Source organism: Streptomyces sp. NBC_01433, assembly GCF_026340105.1.
GTDB lineage: Bacteria > Actinomycetota > Actinomycetes > Streptomycetales > Streptomycetaceae > Streptomyces.
On record NZ_JAPEPM010000002.1, the window covers coordinates 36,465 to 57,847 of the forward strand.

Here is a 21,383-nt window from a genome sequence, read left to right on the forward strand (position 1 = left end):
GGCGGTCCGCCAGGACACGGAGTTGACTCGTCCCGCCGGGCCTCACGAACCCCCATCACCCCACGAATTCACACCTCCTACCCGTCTGCACCTTTCCGAGTTGAACAGCGCATGCCCTGTCTCGCGGCCATTGTGTACGTACGACTGTGAGAGGGATGCACATCGTGCACCCTCTCCCTTGGATCGGTAGGGATATTCGAGATGTCCGCACGGTTATGCATTCCCCTCACCGAGCGGCCGCCAGGAGCTGTGGCCGTACGGTGCGACGGGCGCTCCCCGGTCACCTACTCCGAACTCGACGCCCGCCGTGCCCGCCTGGCGGAACGCCTGCTGGCGCGAGGTGTCGGCCCGGAGACCGTCGTCGCCGTCTCCCTGACCGCACGCGCCGACACCGTGGTGGCCCTGCTCGCCGTCCTGAGCGTGGGCGGTGTCTACCTGCCACTGGACACGACGGCGTCGGCCGAGTGGCGTCGGGAGGTACTGACGGACAGCGGTGCCCAGGTGGAACTGCGCGACGGTCCTCATGCGGGCGCCGAACCCGTCCTGGAAGGCCGCGCCGACCCACCGACGGCCGGTACCGACCCCACGGACGCCAACACCGCGTACGTTCTGTACACCTCGGGGACCACCGGGCGTCCCAAGGGCGTGTGCGTCTCTCGCGCAGCCCTGGCCGCCCACCTGGACGACATGGCCGAGCGGCTGGAAATGGAGCCGGACGACCGAGTCCTGTGGTTCGCCGCCCCCCACGTGGACGTCGCGCTGGAGCAGGCTCTGACAACGTTATTCGCCGGTGCCACGGTGGTGACGCGCGGGCCCGGGCTGCTGTCCTTCGGTGAATTGGCCGAGCTCATCGACCGCCATGCGGTGACGGTCGCCAACCTGCCGGCCGGTTACTGGAACGCGTTCGCCCTGTCGATGAGTGACCGTCAGAGCGCGGCCTGCCGAGGACTGAGACTGATGATCTCGGGCAGCGAACGCATGTCCGCCGCCGCCGTGGCCAACTGGCAGCGGCTCCTCCCGGACGTGCCGTTGCTCAACGCCTACGGCCCCACCGAATCCGTCATCACCTCGACTCTGTTCCGGGTCCCGCCCGGCATGACGACGCGCGAGGAGATCCCCATCGGAACCGCCTGCGGTGGGCGCCGACTGCATGTGCTGGACGAGCGGTTGGATCCGGTTCCCGGCGGACGCGTCGGCGAGCTGTACATCGGCGGTGTTCCACTGGCCCGGGGCTACCTGGCCCGTCCGGCGACGACCGCCGAACGCTTCGTGCCCGATCCGTACGCGGACTCCCCGGGCGCCCTGATGTACCGCACGGGCGACCTGGTGCGGGAGACCGAGGGCGGAAGCCTCGTTTTCGTCGGCCGCGCCGACGACCAGGTGAAGATCAGAGGGTTCCGAGTGGAGCCGGCGGAGGTGCGTCTCGTCCTGGAGCGCCACCCCGCGGTCCGCCACTGCGCCGTACTGGGGCGGTCCACGCCCCGTGGCCACACCTCTCTGGTCGCCTACACCGTGGCACCCGACACCACCGCCGCCGAACTGGTGGCCCACGCGAGCCACTTACTCCCGCCGCACATGGTACCCACCGTCGTACTGCTGCCGGCCCTACCGCTCACCACCGACGGCAAGCTGGACCGGGCCGCCCTCCCCGAGCCCGGGGAATCCGGCCCGGACGCCGCCGGGACCGCGCCGGAGGTGGAGCTGTCCGCCACAGAGGCGGCGCTGGCCGGGATCTGGTGCAGGATGCTGGACATACCGCGGGTCGGCAAGGACGCCAACTTCTTCGCTCTGGGGGGCGACTCGCTGGCCGCGCTGCAGCTGGCCGCCGAACTCCTCGCGGAGTACGGTCCCGGTCTGTCGGCCCAGGCGGTCTTCTCCGCCGGCACACTGGCCGAACTGGCTGCCGTCCTGGACGACATCACGGCTGACACCGCAGCGGAGTCCGCCGCGGAGCCGCCCGGGCCTGGCCAGGACGGTGCGCACCACACCGCCTCCGGCGAGCCGAGGGACGACGGCCTCTCGGCCGGCCAACGATCGTTGTGGTTCCTGGAGCGCTGGGCGCCCGGCACAGCCACCTACAACGTGCCCTGGGAGTTCCGGCTCAGTGGTCCGGTCGACCACGCCGCCCTCGAAGGAGCCCTGCGCACCGTCGTGAGCAGGCACGATGTACTGCGCTCTGTCTTCATCGAGAACCTCGGCCGGCCACAGCGCGTGATACGCCCGGACCTGGCGCCCGGCCTGCGCCTCGTGGAGCCGTCCGCGGCTGCGCTCCCCGCACCGGCCGGGAGCGACTCCCGGGACCCGGCGGGCCAGGAGGAATCCGTCCGCGCCTGCCTGCATGCCGCCGCCCGGGCCCCGTTCGACCTGGAGCACGGCCCGCTGCTGCGAGCGGTACTGGTACGAACCGGCGAGGAGCAGGCCGTACTGCTCGTGGTCTTCCACCACCTGGTCTGGGACGAGCTGTCCCTGCCCGTCTTCGAGCGCGAACTCGCCGAGGCGTACACCGCGGCCGTGGAGCAGCGCGACCCCGTGCTTCCGCAGCTGACCGCCACGTACGACGGCTTCGTCGCCTGGCAAGCGCGAAGTGCCGCAGGCGCGACCCACCGCGCCGGACTCGACCATTGGGCCCGCCGTCTGGCCGACGCGCCGGCTCTGCTGCGTCTGCCCACCGACCGCCCCCGTCCGGAGCAGCCCTCCTACGACGGCGCCACCGTCGGGTTCGCGCTGCCGGCGACCGTCGGTTCCCGAGTCCGCGCGCTGGCCCGGCAGGAGAACGCCACCCCCTTCCTCGTGCTGCTCACTTCCTGCGCGGCCACGCTGCTGCGGTACAGCGGCCAGGAAGACATGGTGCTCGGAACCCCGGTGTCCGGCCGGAGCAAGCCCGAGTTCGAAGGGCTGATCGGGAACTTCGTCAACCTGCTCCCCCTGCGCGTCGACCTCTCCGGCGAGCCCACCTTCCGGGAGCTGCTGCGCAGGGTTCGCACCGCCGTGCTGGCCGACTTCGGCCACCAGGACGTGCCGTTCGAGGCCGTGGTGGACCGGGTGCTGGGCCAGCGCCCCACCTCGCACGCCCCCCTGGTCCAAGCCGTCTTCGAGATGCACCGGCACGCCGGTGACGGATGGCGGGCAGGACCGCTCACCGCCCGTCGTGCGCTGGTCCCCACGGGGACCGCGAAGTTCGATGTCGGCTGGCAGGTCACCGACGACGGGCGAAGCCTCCACGGAGTGGTCGAGTACAACACCGGGCTCTTCGACGAGGAGACCGTGCGGGAACTGGTCGAGGGGTGGAAGGCCCTGCTGAGCGACGCGGTGAACGACCCGGACACCGCGACCCGCACCTGGGGATGGGGGGCACCGCGCACCCCGTCCGAGGCGGTACCGAAAGGAACGGCCATGGATGCCCCATCGTCCGAGCACCGGTCGAGCGCCCCGACCCTCATCGGCGGCGCGCGGAAATCCACCGCCCACCGGAGCGGCGACGCGCCGCCGGACATCGAAGAGACCCTGTACGACCTGATCCGTTCCCGTCCCGACGGTGACCCGGAGCGGCCCGCCGTGAGCGTCGACGGGGTCCACCTCGGCCACGCTGAGCTGACCGCCTCGGCCAACCGCCTCGCCCGCCGGCTGCGCGCGCTCGGAGTCGGGCCAGGGGTCGTGGTGGGCGTCCTGGCGGAGCGCGGCCTCGACCTGGTCGTGGCGCTGCTCGCGGTGGTCGCGTCCGGCGGGGCCTACCTCCCGCTCGACCCGGACCACCCGAGCGAGCGACTGGAGCACATGGTCAGCGACGTGGCCGCCCCGGTGGTACTCGCCCAGCACCGATTCGTCCCCCTGCTGCCCGCGGGGAAGGCCGCCGTGCTGGACCTCGACGACCCGGGTCAGTGGGCCGAGGAGTCCGACCGGCCCCTGGCGCCGCTCGCCGGCCCCGCGGATCCCGCGTACGTGATCTTCACCTCCGGCTCCACCGGGCGTCCCAAGGCTGTCTCCACCTCCCACCGCTCCATCCACAATCGGCTGGCCTGGATGCAGCGGCAGTACCCCCTCGGCGCGGACGACGTGGTGCTGCAGAAGACGCCCTTCGGCTTCGACGTGTCGGTGTGGGAGTTCTTCTGGCCGCTGATGACGGGTGCGCGACTGGTCCTCGCCCGTCCCGGTGGTCACCGGGACCCCGGCTATCTGCGGGAGTTGATCGTCGCCGAGCAGGTGACGACCGTGCACTTCGTGCCCTCCATGCTCCGCGTATTCCTCGCTCAGGAAGGGGTCGAGAAGTGCCTCTCGCTGCGCCGGACCATGTGCAGCGGGGAAGAACTGCCCCCGCGTCTGGTCAACGACTTCCTCAGCCGGATGCCCGGGGAGCTGCACAACCTCTACGGTCCTACTGAGGCCGCGGTCGACGTCAGTGCCTGGCGGTGCCGGCCACTGCCACGGACGGCCCGCACCACTCCGATCGGTCGGCCGATCAGCGGCGTACGGCTGTACGTGCTCGACCCCGCCGGTGAACCGGTGCCGGCCGGCGTCCGGGGAGAACTGCACATCGGCGGTGTCGCCGTGGCGATCGGCTACCTCAACCAGCCACGGCTCACCGCGGACCGGTTCGTACCCGACCCGTTCAGCGACGACGGAAGCCGGCTCTACCGCACCGGCGACGCCGCACTCCGGCGCGAGGACGGGGAGTTGGAGTACCTGGGCCGACTGGACGACCAGATGAAGATCCGCGGGCAGCGAGCCGAGCCGGGTGAGATCGAGACCATGCTGGAAGGCCACCCGGCGGTGTCCGCGGCGGTGGCCGTTCTCGTTCCCGACGGCGAGGACCACCGTCTGCAGGCGTACGTGGTGGTGGCGGCCGGATGCGAGGTCGACGCCGCGGAACTGCGGGCCCGGGCCGGATCGATGCTGCCGGACCACATGGTTCCCACGCACTTCCGTCGCCTGTCCGAAGTCCCGCTCACCGGCAACGGCAAAGTGGCCCGGTCCGCCCTGCGGGCCGGGGACGCCGGGGACCCGCTGCCGTCCGGCACGCCCCCGCCCGGGACCGACGGTTCGGAGGGGGGTGAACCGGTGGAGCAGGTGCTGAACCGCATCTGGTCCATGGTGCTCGCCCTGCCCGGCCTCCACCGGGACCAGGACCTGTTCACCTCGGGGGCACACTCGCTCAACACCCTGCGCGTGCGGGCCAGGATCGCGGTGGCGCTGCACACCGACGTACCCCTGCGCACCATGTTCAAGTCCCGGACCGTCGCCCAACTCGCACGGTCCGTCCGAGCGAACGCCGGCTCCCTCGACGAGATGGATCGACGGGCCTCGGCGGTGGCCTCGCTGCCACCGCTGGGCGACGCCGAGTGGGTACGCGCGGTGACCGAACTCGACAGCGAGGTGAGGTGAGATGAGCGAGTCCTGGCAGCCCATCATCCGTACCGGCGAGACGACGGCGCCGCTGTCGGCCGGTCAGCGGTCGCTGTGGTTCCTCGACCGGCGGGCACCGGGGAGGGCCACCTACAACCTGCCCTGGATCCAGCGGCTGCGCGGCCGGCTCGACCCGGCTCTCGTGGAACGCGCCCTGCGCGGTGTGGTCCAGCGGCACGAGGCCCTGCGCACGGTGTTCTCGGCGGCCCTCGGAGAGCCGCGGCAAGTGGTCCGGCCGGACGGCGACGTGCCCTTCACCGTGCAGGACCTCACCGACGGGCCGGACCCCGAGTCGCGGTCGGAGCAGCTCCTGCGCGAGGTGGTGCGCCGGCCCTTCGACCTGGAGAAGGGGCCGCTCCTGCGCGGCTGCCTGCACAAGACGGGCCCGGACCAGTGGGACCTGGCGGTGGTCTTCCACCACATCATCTGGGACGAGCTGTCCACCGGCGTCTTCGAACATGAGCTGGCCGAGCTGTACGACGCGGCGGAGCAGGGCCGGCCGCCGGCCCTGGAACCTCTGCCGGTGCACTTCGCCGACTACGCCCGCTGGCAACGGGAATGGATGACCGGAGCCACCTACGAGCGCGAACTGAAGTACTGGGAAGGACGGTTGGGCGACGCGCCGACGTCGCTGGCGCTGCCCGCCGATCGCCTCCGTCCCGCGACCCAGTCCTTCCGCGGCGCCACAGCCACCGTGCCCCTGCCCGGCGGTCTACTGGGCCGGGCGGGTGAGCTGGCTCAACAGGAGGGCGCCACCGGCTTCATGGTGCTGCTGGCCGCCTTCGCCGCCCTCCTGCACCGGCACACCGGCCAGGACGACCTGGTGCTGGGCACCCCGGTGGCCGGCCGCGACCGGCTGGAACTTGAGGGCCTGCTCGGATACTTCGTGAACATGCTGGCGCTGCGGATCGACGTCGGGGCGGAGCCGACCTTCCGGCAACTGCTGGAGCGCGTCTGTGACGGCGTGCTGGAGGACTTCGACCACCAGGACGTGCCGTTCGAAGCCGTGGTGGAGCGGGTGCTCACCGGCCGGCCGGCCGGCCACTCCCCCCTGGTGCAGGTGGTCTTCGGCCACCACACCGGCCGGGGCGTGGACCGGCCACGTCTCGCCGGGGCGGTCGGCAGCCCGCTGTCCACCGACACCGGCACCGCCAAGTTCGATCTGATCTGGTCGGTCTGCGACGAGGACACCGGGGCCCGGATCGAAGTCGAGTACAACACCGACCTCTTCGACGAGTCGACCGTGGTGCGCATGGCGCGGCGCTATGTTCGGCTGCTGGAGGCGGTCATGGCCGACCCCGAGGCCGGTGTCGGCGTCGTCGACCTGCTCACCGACGAGGACCGCGTGGTGGTCCAGCCGGTGCCCGCGCCCCGGGTTCCGCGCGGCGCCCGGCTGCACGAGGTGTTCGAGCGCGTGGCGGCCGAACACCCCGGGCGCACCGCGGTCAGCCACGGCCTGGAACACCTCACCTACGCGGAGTTGAACGGCCGCGCGAACCGGCTGGCCCGGTACCTCGAATCGCGCGGCGTCGAGCGCGGAGACCGGGTCGGGCTGTCGCTGGAGCGCGGCCCGGCCCAGGTGGAGGCGATCCTCGCCGTGCTCAAGGCCGGAGCGGCCTACGTGCCCGTCAACCCCGCCGACCCGGCCCAACGGCAGGAGATGGTCCTCGGGGACGCGCGGGTCCGGCTGGTGCTGCGCGACGAGGAGGTGGCCGACGCGGTGGGGTCCGATGCGTGGCCGGACGGGAACCCGGCTTTCGCCGGTTCGGGCGAGGACTCCGCGTACGTGATCTTCACCTCCGGCTCCACGGGGCGACCCAAGGGGGTGGAGGTGGCACACCGCAACGTGACCGCCCTCTTCGACGCGGTGTCCGCGAGGTTCGCCCTCGGCCCGCACGACGTATGGACCGCGTTCCACTCCTACGCCTTCGACTTCTCCGTGTGGGAGATGTGGGGAGCCCTGCTGCATGGAGGCCGGCTGGTCGTGGTGCCGGTCGCGACCGCCAGAGCGCCCGGGCGGTTCGCGGAACTGCTGGTACGGGAAGGGGTCACCGTCCTCAGCCAGACCCCGTCCGCGCTGGCGCAACTCACCTCCGCCCTGGCCGAACTCCCTGCCCCGGCAGTGGACCTGCGGTGGGTCGTGCTGGGCGGCGAGGCGTTGCAGCCGCACCACGTCGCCCACTGGTTCGATCGGGCCAAGGCTCCGGGGGCCCGCCTGTGCAACATGTACGGGATCACCGAGACCACCGTGCACGTGACCGCACACGAGATCGACTCCCCCCACTCCTTCGATCACAGCATCATCGGCCGCCCGCTGCCGCACCTCTCGGTCGCGGTCCTCGATCCTCACGGCGCGCCGGTGCCGATCGGTGTGGTCGGGGAGATGGTGGTGGGCGGGGCCGGTGTGGCCAAGGGCTACGTCGGCAATCCCGAACTGACCGCCCAGCGGTTCGCCCCCGGGCCCGTGCTCCACGACGGGTCTTTGTGGTACCGCTCCGGCGACCTGGCGCGGTGGCGGGAGGACGGCACCCTGGAATACCACGGCCGCGGCGACGACCAGGTGAAGATCCGCGGCTTCCGGATCGAGCCCGGGGAGATCCGCCACGCACTCCTCGCGCACCCGCGGGTCCAGGACTGCGTGGTGGTCGCGCACCAGGATCCGGACACGCCGCTTCATCTGGTCGCGTACGTGGTGGGAGAGGCCGGCTCCGCGGAGGTCCGCGCCTTCCTGGGCGCCCGGCTCGCCGCCCACCTGATCCCGTCCATCATCATGTCGCTGGACGAACTGCCGCTCACGTCCAACGGCAAGGTGGACATGCGGGCGCTGCCCGGGCCCCGGGCCGAGCGCGGTACCGAGCGCTCCGCACCGGAAACCGACGCGGAGCGGCTGGTCGCAGAGGCGTGGCAGGAGGTACTCGGTCTGGAGGACGTCGGCAGGGAGGACAACTTCTTCTCCCTCGGCGGCGACTCCATCCGCAGCGTCCAGGTGGCCGGGACACTCCGCAACCGCGGGTACGAGCTGGACCTGGAGGCGTTCTTCACCACCCCGGTACTGGCCGAACTGGCATCCCGGCTGCGACGCGCCGACGATACCGCCGACACCCGCGACCGCGCGCCGTTCGTGCTGGTCTCCGCGGGCGATCGCGGCTACCTTCCCGACGGCCTGGACGACGCCTACCCCATGACCTCCATGCAGCTCGCCATGGTCTACCACATGGAGGCCGACCCGGGGCGTCGGCCCTATCAGAACGTCAACAGCTACCGGATGTCCGGCGACTTCGACGAGAAGGCGTTCGTCTCGGCCCTCGCCGAGGCCGTGCACCGGCACCCGGTCCTGCGCACCGGCTTCGACCTGGTCTCCTTCAGCGAGCCGATGCAATTGGTCCACCGGGACGCGCCGGTGCCCCTGGTCGTAGAAGACCTGCGCGCCCTGGACGAGTCCGAGCAACTGGCCCGTGTCACGGACCTGGCGCTGCGGGAGTGGGCCGTCCCCTTCGACCTCACCATCGCGCCCATGCTGCGGGTCTACGTCCAGCGCCTGGCCGAGGACCTGTACCAACTCACCCTGGTCGAACACCACGCGATCCTGGACGGCTGGAGCTTCACCTCGCTCTTCGCCGAACTGCTTCAGCGGCACGCGGCGCTGCGCGACGATCCGATGAGCCCCCCTACGCCGGCACCCTCCTCCCTCTTCCGGGAGTACGTCGCCCTGGAGGCCGCGGCCAAAGCCTCCGAGGTGTCCCAGGAGTTCTGGCAACGGCGCATGTCCGGGGTCCGACCGACCCGGTTGGGCACCGTGAAGCACGACGAGGGACGCGGGGCCGACACGGGCGTGCTGGAGCGTACGCTCCCGACCGCGCTGGCCGCTCGGGTGCCGGCGATCGCCGCGGCCAACGGGGTCGGTGCGAAGAGCGTCGTGCTGGCCGCACACCTAGCGGCGATCTCCCGACTGGCCCGTACCCACGAGGTGGTGACCGGGCTGACCGTCAACGGCAGGCTGGAGGACGGGGCCGGGACGGAAGCCCTCGGCGTCTTCCTGAACACCGTCCCGCTGCGCGTACTGCTCGACGGGATGACCTGGACCTCCCTGGTGCGGGAGGCACACCAGCAGGAGAGCGAGATCACCCCGCACCGCAGGATGCCGTACAGCGAAATCGCCCGGCATATGGCCGATCCCACCCTGGACTGCAGCTTCACCTTCAACCGCTTCCACGCCCTGGGCAGCCTCTCGTCCGCGCAGACCCGCATCGTGGACCAGCGGCTCGGCGTGGAGCCGACGGTGCGCCGGGAGCCCAATCACTTCGCGCTGAACGTGGCCTTCGTCCAGGACCCGGCCTCCGACCGGTCGATGCTGATCGTGGACAGCGCGGACAGCTCACTGACGGACCAGCAACTTCACGATTACGTCGCCGACTTCTTCGCGACGATCCAGCGCATGGCCGAAGTACCGGATGGCTCCGTCACCACGTGGCGGGGCGGAGAGAGGCACCCATGAGTGATCCACAACCCCCGGAGCACTACACCGTGGTGGTCAACGACGTCGGCCACTACTCGGTGTGGTCCACCCACCGGGCGGTGCCCGCTGGCTGGCGAAAGGCCGGCTTCCAGGGCGACCGGGACAGTTGCCTCGACCACATCGAGAACGTGTGGGAAGGGCCCCGTCCCGCCACGCCCTACCCCGTCTGATCCCCCCAGGAGGAGATGAGCAGGTCATGTTCCGCCACCCGGCCTTCCGACTGCTCTTTCTCGGCCAAGTACTCACCAGCTTCGCCGGAAACGCGCTCTTCCTCTCCCTCGGTGTGTGGGCCAAGGACCTGACCGGCAGCAACACCGCCGCCGGGCTGGTTTTCTTCTTCGTCACGCTGCCGGTGGTCTGCGGCCCGTTCATCGGCCACCTCGTCGACCGCTTCCACCGGCGGTCGGTACTGATGGTCGCGTGCGGCGGAACCGCGGCCCTGGTCATGCTCCTGCTGCTGGTGCACTCGGCGGACCGGATGTGGCTGGTCCATGTGGTCGCCGCCGGTTACGGAGTCGCCGCCATCTTCGTCCGCGCGTCCCAGGCGGGACTCATCAAGAGCCTGATCCCACCGCGGGACCTGGCCGCCGCCAACGCGTACCTCAGGTCCGCCGGCGACGCGCTGCGGGTGGTGAGCCCGCTGGTCGGAGTCGGCGTCTACGCGGTCACCGGCGGCCCGGTCCTCGCTGTCCTGGTCGCCGGCCTGTACCTCCTGGCCCTGGTGATCTTCCGTCTCCTGCCCAGGACGCGGGACACCGCCGAGGGGGCGGGTAAGGAGGAGCTGTCCCTGCGCCGTCTCAGTGCAGGGCTCCAGCACCTCTGGTCCCACACGTCACTCGCGGTCATGACGGCGGCCATCGCCGCGGCCTACTGTGTGCTCGGCTTCTTCGACAGCACCGACTTCGCGGTGGTCCAGGAAAGCCTGCACCGCCCACCGTCCTTCTTCTCCGTGCTGACCAGCCTCCAGGGGGCCGGCAGCATCGGGGGCGGGCTCACCGCGGCCCTGCTGGTCCGACGGCTCGGTGAGCACCGGACCGCCGGGATCGGGCTGGCTGCCATGGCCTTCGGAGCCCTCGGCATGACCCAGACCGGCCTGGTGGTCGTCCTCGGCGCCTTCGCCCTCTTCGGCGTCGGAGCCACCTGGCTCGCCATCGGCTACAGCACCGCCTGGCAACGGCACACCCCGGGACCGCTCATCGGTCGCGTCTCCACCGCGGCCGACCTGTCCATGCTCGGGCCCCAGGCGGCCTCGATCCTGCTCGGTGCCGTACTGATCGGGTTCGTTCCGTACCGCGTTCTCCTGCTGGTCTGCTTCGTCACCCTGCTGGCGGCCGGCATCGCTCTGCTGTCCACCCACGGCCGGTCATCCGCCCAGGAACCGGACGCCGAGGCACCGCCGTCCCCGCTCGACCGACCGCCCGACAGGGAGCCGTACCACCGCACGCCCCGCGACAAGCAAACAGGACACACCACTTGACGGCCTTCGAAACCCCGACCCAAGGAGTGACCATGTCACGTCAGAAGGGCACCGGACCCGGTGCTTTCAGCCCCGAGGGCGACCCGGTCGAGCTCTACTCGATCCTGCGCGCCGGCCGAACGCCGCAGGTGGTGGACGGCGCTCTGCCCCGCCAAGCCTCGGTACTGGAACTCGGAGCAGGCACCGGACGGCTCACCCACCCGCTCGTCGCCCTGGGGCACCAGGTCGTCGCGGTCGACCACAGCACCGAGATGCTGGCCAAGATCGAGGGAGCCGAAACCGTCCACGCCGAGATCCCGGGACTGGACCTCGGACGGACCTTCGACGCCGTGGTGCTCGGCTCCTGCCTGGTCAACCTCACGGACGCGGAGGTGCGCTACGAGATGATGGCCACGGCCAGGCGCCACGTGCGCCCCGGCGGCAGCGTACTGATCGAACGGGCCCTGCCCGAGTGGTTCACCGGTGTCGGCGAACCCCGGGTGTGGGACGACATCACCGCCACCCTGCTCGAGGTGGAGCAGCTCACCCCCGATCTGGTGCGCGCGGTGATGGAGTACCGCTGGCAGGGCCGGCGTTGGACGCACCTGCAGATCGTGCAGTTCCTCGACGAGAACACACTGGACACCTACCTGGACGCGGCCGGGCTGCGCCGCAAGGAGTGGGTCACCGAGGACACCTCCTGGCTCGCGGCCTCCCCGGTCGACTGAACGCTCGACGCCACCGGTCGATGATCCGTCCACCGGGGCCGCCCGGCCCCTCGTACGTGACGGTGACCCGACGGACCTCACCACAAGAGAGCGAGGCGCCTTGTCCACTTCCCGAACGGCCCCCCGAACCGAGGGAGACTGGTTCTGGCTGCCGTCTCCCCGCCCGCACGCCGCCGTCCGGCTGCTCTGCTTCCCGCACGCCGGTGGTGATGCCACCGCCTTCGCCTCGCTCGGACGGCTGCTGCCCGAGGAGATCGAGCTGTGGGGGGTACGGATGCCCGCGCGCGGCGGGCGCGCCCGGGATCGCTACCCGGAGAGCTTCGACGAACTGGTCGGCGCGGTCGGCGAGGCGGTGCTGCCCCACCTCGACCGGCCGTACGCCGTACTCGGCCAGAGCATCGGCGCTCTGGTCGGCTACGAGGTGGCCAGGAAGCTGGCCGCCCACCTGTCCCCGACCGCCTGCTTCGTCATCGGATTCGCGCCCCCGAGCACCTGGCGGGAACCACCCGGATCCGGCGGCGAGGCCGACGTGCGTGAACTGGCGGACTTCATGCTCCGCAACGACGAGCGCGCCGGCGCGGTGGTCACCCATCCGGCGCTGCGGGAGATGGTGCACCAGGTGCTGCTGGCGGACATGGGTCTCGCCCGCACCTACCGGGACCCGGGCACCGGGCCGCTGACCTGCCCCGTCAAAGCCATCCTCGGGGCCGACGACGAGGCCGTCTCCGCAGGGGAGATGGAGGAGTGGAAACACTGCTCCACCGATGACGGCTTCGGGCTCGACGTGCTGTCGGCCGGTCACCTGGTGCTCCAGTCCGGCGAGACAGCAGTGCAGCAGGTGGCCTCGATCGTCCGGGACCTGCTGCTGCCGCCCCTGTACCAGTGAGCGACTCGCCGACGGCGGGCCGAAGACCTCAACCGATACCAGCAGGCCAAGGAGCAGCATGAACACGGTAGCCACGACGACCGCGCCGCCCGACCTGACAGATCCCACCTTCTGGGCCCGCGAGGACAGCCACCTCATCCTCCGTGAGCTGCGCCGCCGGGCGCCGCTGTGGCGACTGGAGTCGGAGGCGGAGGGGCCGCTGTGGTGCGTGCTGTCGCACGCGTTGGCCAATGAGGTACTGAGCGACGCGAACCGGTTCAGCTCGGAGCGCGGGTCGCTGCTGGGCACCGGCACCGATCGGGCCCCCGCCGGTGCGGGGAAGATGATGGCCCTCACCGACCCCCCGCGCCACCGCGACCTGCGGGGCCTGGTGCTGCCCTTCTTCTCCAAGCGGAAGGCGGCCGAGCTCACGGAACGCGTGGCCGACCTGACCCGACAGGTGGTGCGCGCCGCGTTGGAAGCGGAGGAGACCGACTTCGTCAGGGACATCAGCACGGCGGTTCCGCTGACCGTCATGTGCGACCTGCTCGGTGTCCCGGACGAGGACCGGGACCAGGTGGTGCGCATGTGCGACCGGGCGTTCCTCGGCGACACACCGGAGGAACGCGCCGAGGGGCATCAGCAGTTGCTGCCCTACCTGTTCGCTCTCGGCCTGCGCCGCCGGAGCGACCCCCGGGACGACATCATCAGCTCACTGGTCACCCACACGGTGGACGGCCGTCCACTGCCCCTGGACGAGGCGCTGCTCAACTGCGACAACATCCTGGTCGGAGGCATACAGACGGTACGTCACACCTCGACCATGGCCATGTTGGCGCTGACCCGGCATCCGGACGCCTGGCAGGCCATGCGTGAGGACGGATACGACCCGGAACTCGGGACCGAGGAGCTGCTGCGCTGGACCTCGGTTGGCCTGCACGTGCTGCGCACGGCCAGGGTGGACACCGAACTCGCCGGACAGCGCATCCGGGCAGGCGACCGCGTGGTGGTCTGGACACCGGCGGCCAACAGGGACGAGATGGAGTTCGAGGACCCCGACCAGCTGCGGCTCGATCGCACCCCGAATCGGCATGTGGCCTTCGGCTGGGGACCGCACTACTGCATCGGCGCACCCTTGGCCCGGGTGGAGTTGGCCTCGCTCTTCGGAGCGCTCACCGAGGCCGCCGAATGGGTCGAGGTGCTGCGGCCACCGGTGCCCAACCGCTCCCTCATCAACTTCGGGCTCGACTCCCTCGTTGTCAGACTGCACGCGCGCGGCGGAATCGGCTGACCGGCGCCTCGACCTCGGGGGCAGGGCCCCTGTCGCCGAAGCCTTACTTCACGCTGCGTCATCGGTGGAAGCGTGCAGTCGAGTGGATTTACTCAGAGTGAGAACAAGAGGCTAGCTCGCCCCGGGTGTACCTCCGTCTGCACCATCGTTCAATGTCGGGGAGAAACGCTCGACAGAAACGGACCAGGACGTAAGAGTGGTCGAAAAGGCAGAGGTTGAGCCGAACGTCTCGTCGGCCTTCTGACTGACGGACCCGTTGGGGAAACCAAGCGATTTCCACCGGGCCGGTTGACGGCCATGTGCGGTGGGCCGTGAGGGGAGGAGCGACATGCACAGCAATAGCCTCGCGCTGCGCCTGCTGGAAGGGGCATGCGGGATCATCGTGGGCGCTCGGCGCTGTCTACGCGGCGCTCTTGTTGTTGACCGCCCATCCCGACACAGTGTTGATCACATACAAGCGTGGTGGGCTCACCCCGTTGATCATCATCTTCGCGGTGGCATGCGCCGGCTGGTTCTGCCTGCGCCTGATCAGATCACGGCAGCGTCCACCGGTCCTGCTGGTCATCGGCGTTGTGTGTGCCGTCGTCCTCCTGACCGTGTTATGGCGGGGATCCCGCGGCTCGGCGGAAGAGCAGCACATCACGCCGTCCCCGAGCAGTGGGCACTTCCACCAGTCGCAGCCCCCGACAATGAGCCGGACAGGGGGGTTCCCCCGGCGCCGCCCACCGCCGGGCCGTGATTCGAGTACGGGGCCCTCGGCCGCCGCGACCCATGGCAGCCGAGGGCCCCGTACGTGCGGTGCCAAAGCAGGCATGAGCGGGTGCCTCTGCCCCAACAGCAGCCACGGCTCCGGGACCGCCTACAGCTCCCTCCTCTACGTGCCCTGCGTGTGAGTACGAAGTGAGACAGGATCTGTGTCCGCCCTGCCCGGCTGCGGCGGGCACAGGCACTCCCGGGAGGGCTTCACTAGCCGTGAACAGCGCCCGTGACAATGCCGTTTGGCGCGAGTGCCGCGCCCTGAGCCAATGCCTGCTGCCCCTGATCGACCAGGAAACCTGGCGGCGGGACCGTCGCCATGACGACTTCCGCGAACGCGGCCTGGGCGTGCCCGAAGGAGAGCGGTTGCTTGGGACCTTCGCAGCCCTCACCATGCACACCGTCATCCTGGACGCCGCAGCGGCCGGACGCCCGCCCGCCCTCGAAGCGCTGCACTCCACCCCACTGCACACCATCGCCCAAACCGTCATGAACAAGCGCGACTACGAGTTCCTGGCTGCGGCGCCCACGCATGCGGACGACGACGCCGAGGAACGGGACCTCGCCGCCTTCCGGCTGCTCACCTACCAGACCGGACACGCTGCTCACGTGTTTGCCTACCTCGGCAACCAGGTACGCACCACCTTCGACACCCTGGCCAACCGCAGCCGGACAACAACCGCAACCTGCGGCGACCTCCGGCACTGGGCGAGTCTGACGAAACTCCTTCCGTAGCAACTCCCGCGCAGCGGGGAAACCTCAGTTCGGCGTCACGTCGCGCTGATGGAAGAGGACAGCTACCGCATCAGTCCGACCGAAGCGGTCGCCCGCTGAATCTGCTCCGGCCTACGGCGCCGGAGGCCAAGTCGTTACCCGGTTGGTTCCCGGGGACGGCTGATCGTCGGGTGTCCTGGAGCTGACCGAACGACAAGCGCCAGGCAAAGGTCAGGGCTGTGAGGCCGAAGGCGAATGAAACCGGTCCGGCCCCGGGCAGCACCGGCAACGGCGACTTCAGCATCTGTCCGGCCCCGGTCTGGACCGGGTCACCAGCACGACCGCGGGTCTTGTACGTGCTCTGGCGAGTGCTGGTCCTCTCCCCTGCCCCGGCCGGTCCGGACCAGGAAGCCGGGGTTCGCTTCCCCCGGCGGGTAGCGATGTGCACCCTCCGGGTGCCGGGGATGCCCACCTCCACGAGGACCCCGCCGCGGAACATCCACAGACCGAACAGGTCGTCGTCCTCCTCGTCGTGCGATTTGGGACCCGGAGCCGTCGGGCTCCTTCCGTACGCGGAGTCCGCCGCCTAGAACTTGTCCGGTCGGTCATGTTCGGAGCCAGGTGGTGAGGGCTGCGGCAGTCGCGGTGCCGAGGTAGGCATAACGGCGCTTGTCGTAGTGGATAGCGACAGTCAGGTTGTTGCGTTTCTTGTACCGGTTCTCGTCGAAGCCGGGTGGTCGTCCGCCACGTGAGCCTTTGCGCAGGCGGGCTGCCTGGCTGTCGGTCTTCTCTACCAGGGCACCTGGCCTGACCCTGAATCATCTTTACTCCGTTGGCGCGCTGGAAGGACATCACAGGTGGGCGGCTGAGGTTGATACCGCCGTGTCCGGGCAGCCGGGCTTCCACCGGACGATCCGCAGGGTTCGAGGTCGCAGTCGCACGGGCCGCGGAGCCCGCTCACCGGAACACCATGCGTCACGGTCCGAGGCTGAGGCCTGGGGTCTTCCATCAGGACCTCCTGTCGTCGTGCTCGTACACACGGGAGGCTGCCCTGGGCCTGCCCAGCGCCCGTGGGCTCGCCCGGGGCCGCCTTGAGCACGTCCAGGGGTCAAGTACTCGACCGCCGCTTCAGCCGGTGCGCCGACTCCGCGGACGGTCCCCCTTCCGCCAGGCCCCGCGGCCGGCGATATGTCATGTGGCCTCCAGAGATGCGAGGCCGGAAGGGCACTCGTTCCACCAGGCGGATCGTGCCGAACAGCATGCTCTCCGGGGCGGCCCGGGTGTGTGAGCGGAGCAGGGTTCGGCGCCGCACCTCGCGCAGTGGAAGACCGTCATGCGAGCCGTTGTATCCCACCGACCGCGTGGGGCACGACTGCGCATCCTCACCGTCCGGGGTGCCTCCCTGCGGGTGGGCCCAGTCCGCGCGCGTAACGGGCGCGTGTGAGGACCGGCGCCCATCGGTTTCCCGGGGGCTGCGGCGGCAGAGAGGGTGACCAGCAGTGTGGTAGAGGCCCAGGGGTGACGGCGAGGACGCCAAGGGGGCGTACGTTTACCCGCCGTCGCCCGGCGGGTAAACGTGTACGCGGCGGGCAGCCCGGTTCACCGCTTCATGGTTCGGACGTCCGGCACCTGCGCACCGCGGACGTCGAAGCACACACCGTGCCGGTACCCGAGGAGCTCGCGATTGTTGAGTTCAACTGCGGCGGTCTTGCAGGACCTTGGCGAGCAGCAGCACCAACAGCCCGGCAAAGGGGATCACCAGCAGACCTGTGCGCAGGCTGGTCGCGTCGGCGACGTAACCGACGACCGGTGGGGACAGCAGGAAGCCCAGGCGCATGAGCCAGGAGACGATCGTCAGACCTGATCCGGGTTTGAGGCCGGGCAGAGCGTCGGCTTCGTGCATCGCCGCGGGTACCAGGGTCGCCACCCCGAATCCGGCCAGGGCGAAGCCGAGGATTGTTCCGGACAGCGTCGGCACCGCCAGTGCCAGCCCCATGCCGACCGCGGTGATCAGGCCGCCGGCCCTGGCCACAGCACGCTGACCGAAGCGGTCGACGAGGCGGTCCCCGATGATGCGCCCGATGAACTGGGCGCCCACCAGAGCGATGAAGCCACAGGCGGCGAGTGCTGCGGAGGTGTGCAGGGCGTCGGTCAGGTACAGGGCGGCCCAGGAGTTCCCCGCATCCTCGACGAGAGTGCCGGCTATGGCGATCAGGACGAGGGCTGCCAGCACGTACCCGACGTGCGAGGTGCCGTTTTCCCACTCGGCGGCCCGCTGTTCCGGGCTGGTCTCTTCCGGTTCGTTGTCCGGGCCGGGGAGGCAGAAGCGCCATGCGGCCACGGCGGCGATAACGAGGACGATCGCCGAGAGCGTGAGGTGTACGCCGCGCGACAGGCCCAGCGACATTGCTCCGGCGGCCATCAGCCCGCCGGTGACAGCGCCGATGGACCAGATCGCGTGGAAGGAGTTGAGAATGGACCGCCCGTAGAGCCGTTGCACACGAAGACCGTGCGCGTTCTGCGCGACGTCCGTAAGTGCGTCCATGGCTCCGGCCAGGAACAAGGCGGCCGCGAACAGCGCCACCGACGGGGCAAGACCGGCGGCCAGGATGCCCGTACCCGTCAGCAGGGTACCGACGACCGCGACCTGCGCCGACCCCACCCGGCGGATGAGCACCCCTGCCGCGAGGCCGGCCGTGATGGCCCCCGCCGGGAACGCGGCGACCGCCAGCCCGTAGGCGCCGTTACTGATCGCCAGATCTTCCTTGATCTGCGGATACCTCGGCAGCAAGTTGGCGAACAGCGCCCCGTTCGTGAAGAACAGGACGGCTACCGCGGCCCGTGCGTGCCGCCCGGCGCGGAGGGGCAGTGCCTCGATGTCGACGGTCATACGGACGACCCTAACCCCAGAAAGTACGAACGTACACTCCCCCTAGCGGTAAATTCCGACCGAGTGGTAAGTATCTGATCGGCAGCCGCGCCGGGGCCGCCCGGAAAGGGCCGGCACACGGGCGCAGCGTCTGTCCGCGACGCCACCAGCACACAGCCAAGGAGAGATCAGCACGTGGAGAGCATCACCAAGAACAGGCAGTCGACCGCCGTCCTGCGCCTCATGATCGAGCATGCCTACGGTGCCGACAGGGTTCCGACGGGCGACGGCTGGAGCAGCGAGCTGGGACACGGATGGTTCAACGTCGCCTACCGCATCCGCCTGCGCGACGGCGCCGAGGTCGTCCTGAAGATCGCCCCGCCGTCGGAGGTGGAGGTGATGGCCTACGAGAACGGTGCCATGTCGATCGAGCTGGCCGCACTGGAGCTTCTGCGCACGCGTACGTCCGTTCCGGTTCCCACCGTGGACTTCGCGGACCGGAGCCGTGAACTGTGCGACGCCGACTACTTCTTCATGCCGTTCATCGACGCCGACAACCTCGGCATCATCTTCGACACGCTCCCCCGCGCCGAGCGCGAGGCGTACATGGAACAACTCGGCACGCTGAACCGTGAGATCAACTTCCTTCGCGGCGAGAACTTCGGTCCGCTGGCCGGGCCGGGCGACCCGAGCTGGAGGCGCGTGTTCACGGGCATGGTCGAGGACGTACTCGTCAACGGTGAACGCCGGGGCGTCGGCCTCGGCTGGGACTACGACATCGTCCGCGCGACCGTGGCCGAACACGCCGACAGCCTCGACGAGGTGACCGAGCCGCGACTGGTCGAGTGGGATCTGTGGGACAGCAACGTCATGGTCCGCGACGGCAAGATCGTCTGCATCATCGACCATGAACGCGCCTTCTACGGCGACCCGCTGATCGAAGCCGGGTTCACCGGAAGCCAGATGGCTGCCTTCGGCGACGCGGCACCCTTCATACGCGGCTACGGCCACGGCGAGTTGACCGGGACCCAGCAGGTGCGCCGACGCCTGTACTGCCTCTACCTGGCGCTCATCATGGCGATCGAAACCGTGTACCGCGGACACACCGACACCGAGCAGTACGACTGGGCCCGCCTCCGGATCGACGAGGCCATGTCCCTTCTCGGCCGCACCCGCCGGTGACCTCCACGCCCACTGCCCCCGACCACACCACCCGGCTCGGCACCGAGCCGGTGGGCCACCTGCTGCGGCGCGCCTGCGTCCAGACCACGGGCGCCGTCGGCGTGTACGGCATCTACGCACTGACGAACGCCTGGTTCGTCGGCTACGGCGTGGGCGAGACCGCGATGGCCGCGGTCAACCTGGTCGCCCCCCTGCTGCTGTTGCTCGGCGCGGTGTCCACCACCGTCGGCGCGGGCGGCGCCTCCCTCATCTCCCGCGCCCTGGGCGCCGGGGACCGGCAGGCCGCCGCCCGCGCAGCGGGCAACACTCTGACCCTCTTCTGGATCAGCGCCGCGGCCACCACCACGCTCGGCCTGGCCTTCCTCGACCCCCTGCTCTCCCTGCTCGGCGCGCACGGCGAACTGCGCGAGAGCGCACGCCCCTACGCCGTGGTGCTGCTGGCCGGGGCCTTGGTCTCGACCGGCTTCTCCAGCCTTGTGCGCGCCGAGGGCCGGATGGGCTACTCCACCCTGCTGTGGGTGGTGCCGGTCGCCGTGCAGATCACGCTCGACCCCTTGCTCATATTCGGACTGGACATGGGTGTGCAGGGCGCCGCGCTCGGCACTGTCGGCGGCCAGGCCGTCTCCGCCGCGATGAGCCTGTGGTTCTTCTTCGGGCAGCGCGACCGCCCCTACCGCATCGGCCCCAAAGAGCTCCTGCCCCACGGGGCAACGCTGCGGGCGCTGCTGGGCATCGGCCTGCCGTCGTTCCTGGCCGGAACGGGCGTCACTCTGCTGGCCGTCCTTGTCAACGCCACCCTCGCAGCCACCGGATCTGCCACCGCCCTCGCTGCCTACGCCGTCTGCGTCCGCCTGCAGACTTTCGTGATGATGCCGCACACCGGAGTCAGCCAGGGCCTGCAGCCCATCGTCGGATACAACGTCGGCCGCGGACTGGCCGACCGCGCCCTGCGGGCCCGCAACCTCGCGCTGGCGGCCTCCCTGCTGTACGGGCTCCTCACCGCCACGGTCCTCGCCTTCCTGGGCCGGCCTATCGCCGGCTGGTTCCTGAGCGACGCGGACACCATCGCCACTGCCGGGCAGGCCCTGCGAGTCATCGCCCTCGGTCTGGCCGTCGCGGGGATCGCCCCGCTGGTGGCGGCCTACGCCCAGTCCCTGGGCCGCCCCGCGCCCGCCTACCTCATCTCCACCGGCACCCTGCTCCTGATCAAGATCCCCCTGCTTTTGATCCTCGGCCGACTGGGCACCGGCGGCGTCTGGACGGGACTGGCGGCCGGCGAACTGGCGACCGCCGCTGTTGCACTCCTGCTGCTTCGCCGCCTGGGCGGTCCTACGCGTCGCACTCGCCCTCGCCCACAGCGCTGAACGGCACAGCCAGGACCTTCTCGGACGCGAGCCAGAACGAACCGTTCCCGATCACGACGCCCCCTCCCCTCCCCTCACGCTCAGCGCGGGCGTGAGTACGTCGAGGTCGTCGGCGGCGCCCTGGACTGAATACTCATCTACGTCACGACCTGGACGCCCAAGGAGCGGAGGACCGGGGCCGTGCTGATCACGAACGACGACCGGTACGGGCCCGGCGGCCGCACCGACTACGAAGCCCGCCC

At 70.3% G+C, this 21,383-nt stretch carries 12 protein-coding genes; 10 read left to right on the top strand and 2 right to left on the bottom strand.

Translation table 11 applies throughout. The annotated features are described in order from the left end of the window. Positions 1 to 201: 201 nt before the first annotated feature. The 7 genes from OG413_RS27860 to OG413_RS27890 all read left to right on the top strand — a co-directional run bounded on the left by OG413_RS27860 (position 202) and on the right by OG413_RS27890 (position 14,256). Positions 202 to 5,379 carry a non-ribosomal peptide synthetase gene (locus tag OG413_RS27860; protein ID WP_266810526.1) on the top strand — a complete coding sequence of 1,726 codons (5,178 nt, stop codon included), beginning with the start codon at positions 202 to 204 and terminating at the stop codon, positions 5,377 to 5,379. 1 nt (position 5,380) lies between these two features. Further along, entirely contained in the window at positions 5,381 to 9,895 is a 4,515-nt protein-coding gene (locus tag OG413_RS27865; protein ID WP_266810527.1) for a non-ribosomal peptide synthetase, read from the top strand. Next, positions 9,892 to 10,086: an MbtH family NRPS accessory protein gene (locus tag OG413_RS27870; RefSeq protein ID WP_266810528.1), complete on the top strand. Its 195-nt coding sequence runs from the start codon at positions 9,892 to 9,894 to the stop codon at positions 10,084 to 10,086. The genes OG413_RS27865 and OG413_RS27870 overlap by 4 nt, the downstream gene beginning before the upstream one ends. A gap of 26 nt (positions 10,087 to 10,112) precedes the next feature. After that, a complete protein-coding gene (locus OG413_RS27875) occupies positions 10,113 to 11,393 on the top strand; it encodes an MFS transporter (protein WP_266810529.1) in 1,281 nt (426 codons plus the stop codon). Positions 11,394 to 11,425: 32 nt separating this feature from the next. After that, the gene (locus tag OG413_RS27880; protein ID WP_266810530.1) at positions 11,426 to 12,100 is read left to right on the top strand and encodes a bifunctional 2-polyprenyl-6-hydroxyphenol methylase/3-demethylubiquinol 3-O-methyltransferase UbiG; all 675 of its coding nucleotides are present in this window, start codon (positions 11,426 to 11,428) and stop codon (positions 12,098 to 12,100) included. 100 nt (positions 12,101 to 12,200) lie between these two features. Beyond that, entirely contained in the window at positions 12,201 to 12,986 is a 786-nt protein-coding gene (locus OG413_RS27885; RefSeq protein WP_266810531.1) for a thioesterase II family protein, read from the top strand. A 58-nt stretch (positions 12,987 to 13,044) separates the two neighbouring features. Beyond that, complete coding sequence (locus OG413_RS27890; RefSeq protein ID WP_266810532.1) at positions 13,045 to 14,256, top strand: cytochrome P450; 1,212 nt, start codon at positions 13,045 to 13,047, stop codon at positions 14,254 to 14,256. A 400-nt stretch (positions 14,257 to 14,656) separates the two neighbouring features. On the opposite strand, the gene OG413_RS27895 is transcribed toward OG413_RS27890, so the two are convergent. Beyond that, positions 14,657 to 14,821: a hypothetical protein gene (locus tag OG413_RS27895; RefSeq protein WP_266810533.1), complete on the bottom strand. Its 165-nt coding sequence runs from the start codon at positions 14,819 to 14,821 to the stop codon at positions 14,657 to 14,659. A 407-nt stretch (positions 14,822 to 15,228) separates the two neighbouring features. Between OG413_RS27895 and OG413_RS27900 the strand changes: the two genes are divergently transcribed. Then, on the top strand, positions 15,229 to 15,747 hold the full coding sequence (locus OG413_RS27900; protein ID WP_266810534.1) for a hypothetical protein: 519 nt from the start codon (positions 15,229 to 15,231) through the stop codon (positions 15,745 to 15,747). A gap of 1,672 nt (positions 15,748 to 17,419) precedes the next feature. On the opposite strand, the gene OG413_RS27905 is transcribed toward OG413_RS27900, so the two are convergent. After that, a complete protein-coding gene (locus OG413_RS27905) occupies positions 17,420 to 18,616 on the bottom strand; it encodes an MFS transporter (RefSeq protein ID WP_266810535.1) in 1,197 nt (398 codons plus the stop codon). 174 nt (positions 18,617 to 18,790) lie between these two features. On the opposite strand from OG413_RS27905, the gene OG413_RS27910 reads away from it, so the two are divergent. Then, complete coding sequence (locus OG413_RS27910) at positions 18,791 to 19,777, top strand: phosphotransferase family protein (RefSeq protein WP_266810536.1); 987 nt, start codon at positions 18,791 to 18,793, stop codon at positions 19,775 to 19,777. Continuing rightward, a complete protein-coding gene (locus OG413_RS27915) occupies positions 19,774 to 21,141 on the top strand; it encodes an MATE family efflux transporter (RefSeq protein ID WP_266810537.1) in 1,368 nt (455 codons plus the stop codon). Before OG413_RS27910 ends, OG413_RS27915 begins: the two co-directional genes overlap by 4 nt. Positions 21,142 to 21,383: the final 242 nt, after the last annotated feature.

Excerpts from the sequence above, each read along its gene's own strand:
- OG413_RS27875 (WP_266810529.1), top strand. The coding sequence starts at position 10,113 with ATGTTCCGCCACCCGGCCTTCCGACTGCTCTTTCTCGGCCAAGTACTC.
- OG413_RS27890 (WP_266810532.1), top strand. The coding sequence starts at position 13,045 with ATGAACACGGTAGCCACGACGACCGCGCCGCCCGACCTGACAGATCCC.
- OG413_RS27905 (WP_266810535.1), bottom strand. The coding sequence starts at position 18,616 with ATGACCGTCGACATCGAGGCACTGCCCCTCCGCGCCGGGCGGCACGCA.
- OG413_RS27880 (WP_266810530.1), top strand. The coding sequence starts at position 11,426 with ATGTCACGTCAGAAGGGCACCGGACCCGGTGCTTTCAGCCCCGAGGGC.
- OG413_RS27865 (WP_266810527.1), top strand. The coding sequence starts at position 5,381 with ATGAGCGAGTCCTGGCAGCCCATCATCCGTACCGGCGAGACGACGGCG.
- OG413_RS27860 (WP_266810526.1), top strand. The coding sequence starts at position 202 with ATGTCCGCACGGTTATGCATTCCCCTCACCGAGCGGCCGCCAGGAGCT.
- OG413_RS27870 (WP_266810528.1), top strand. The coding sequence starts at position 9,892 with ATGAGTGATCCACAACCCCCGGAGCACTACACCGTGGTGGTCAACGAC.
- OG413_RS27895 (WP_266810533.1), bottom strand. The coding sequence starts at position 14,821 with ATGACCAGCAGGACCGGTGGACGCTGCCGTGATCTGATCAGGCGCAGG.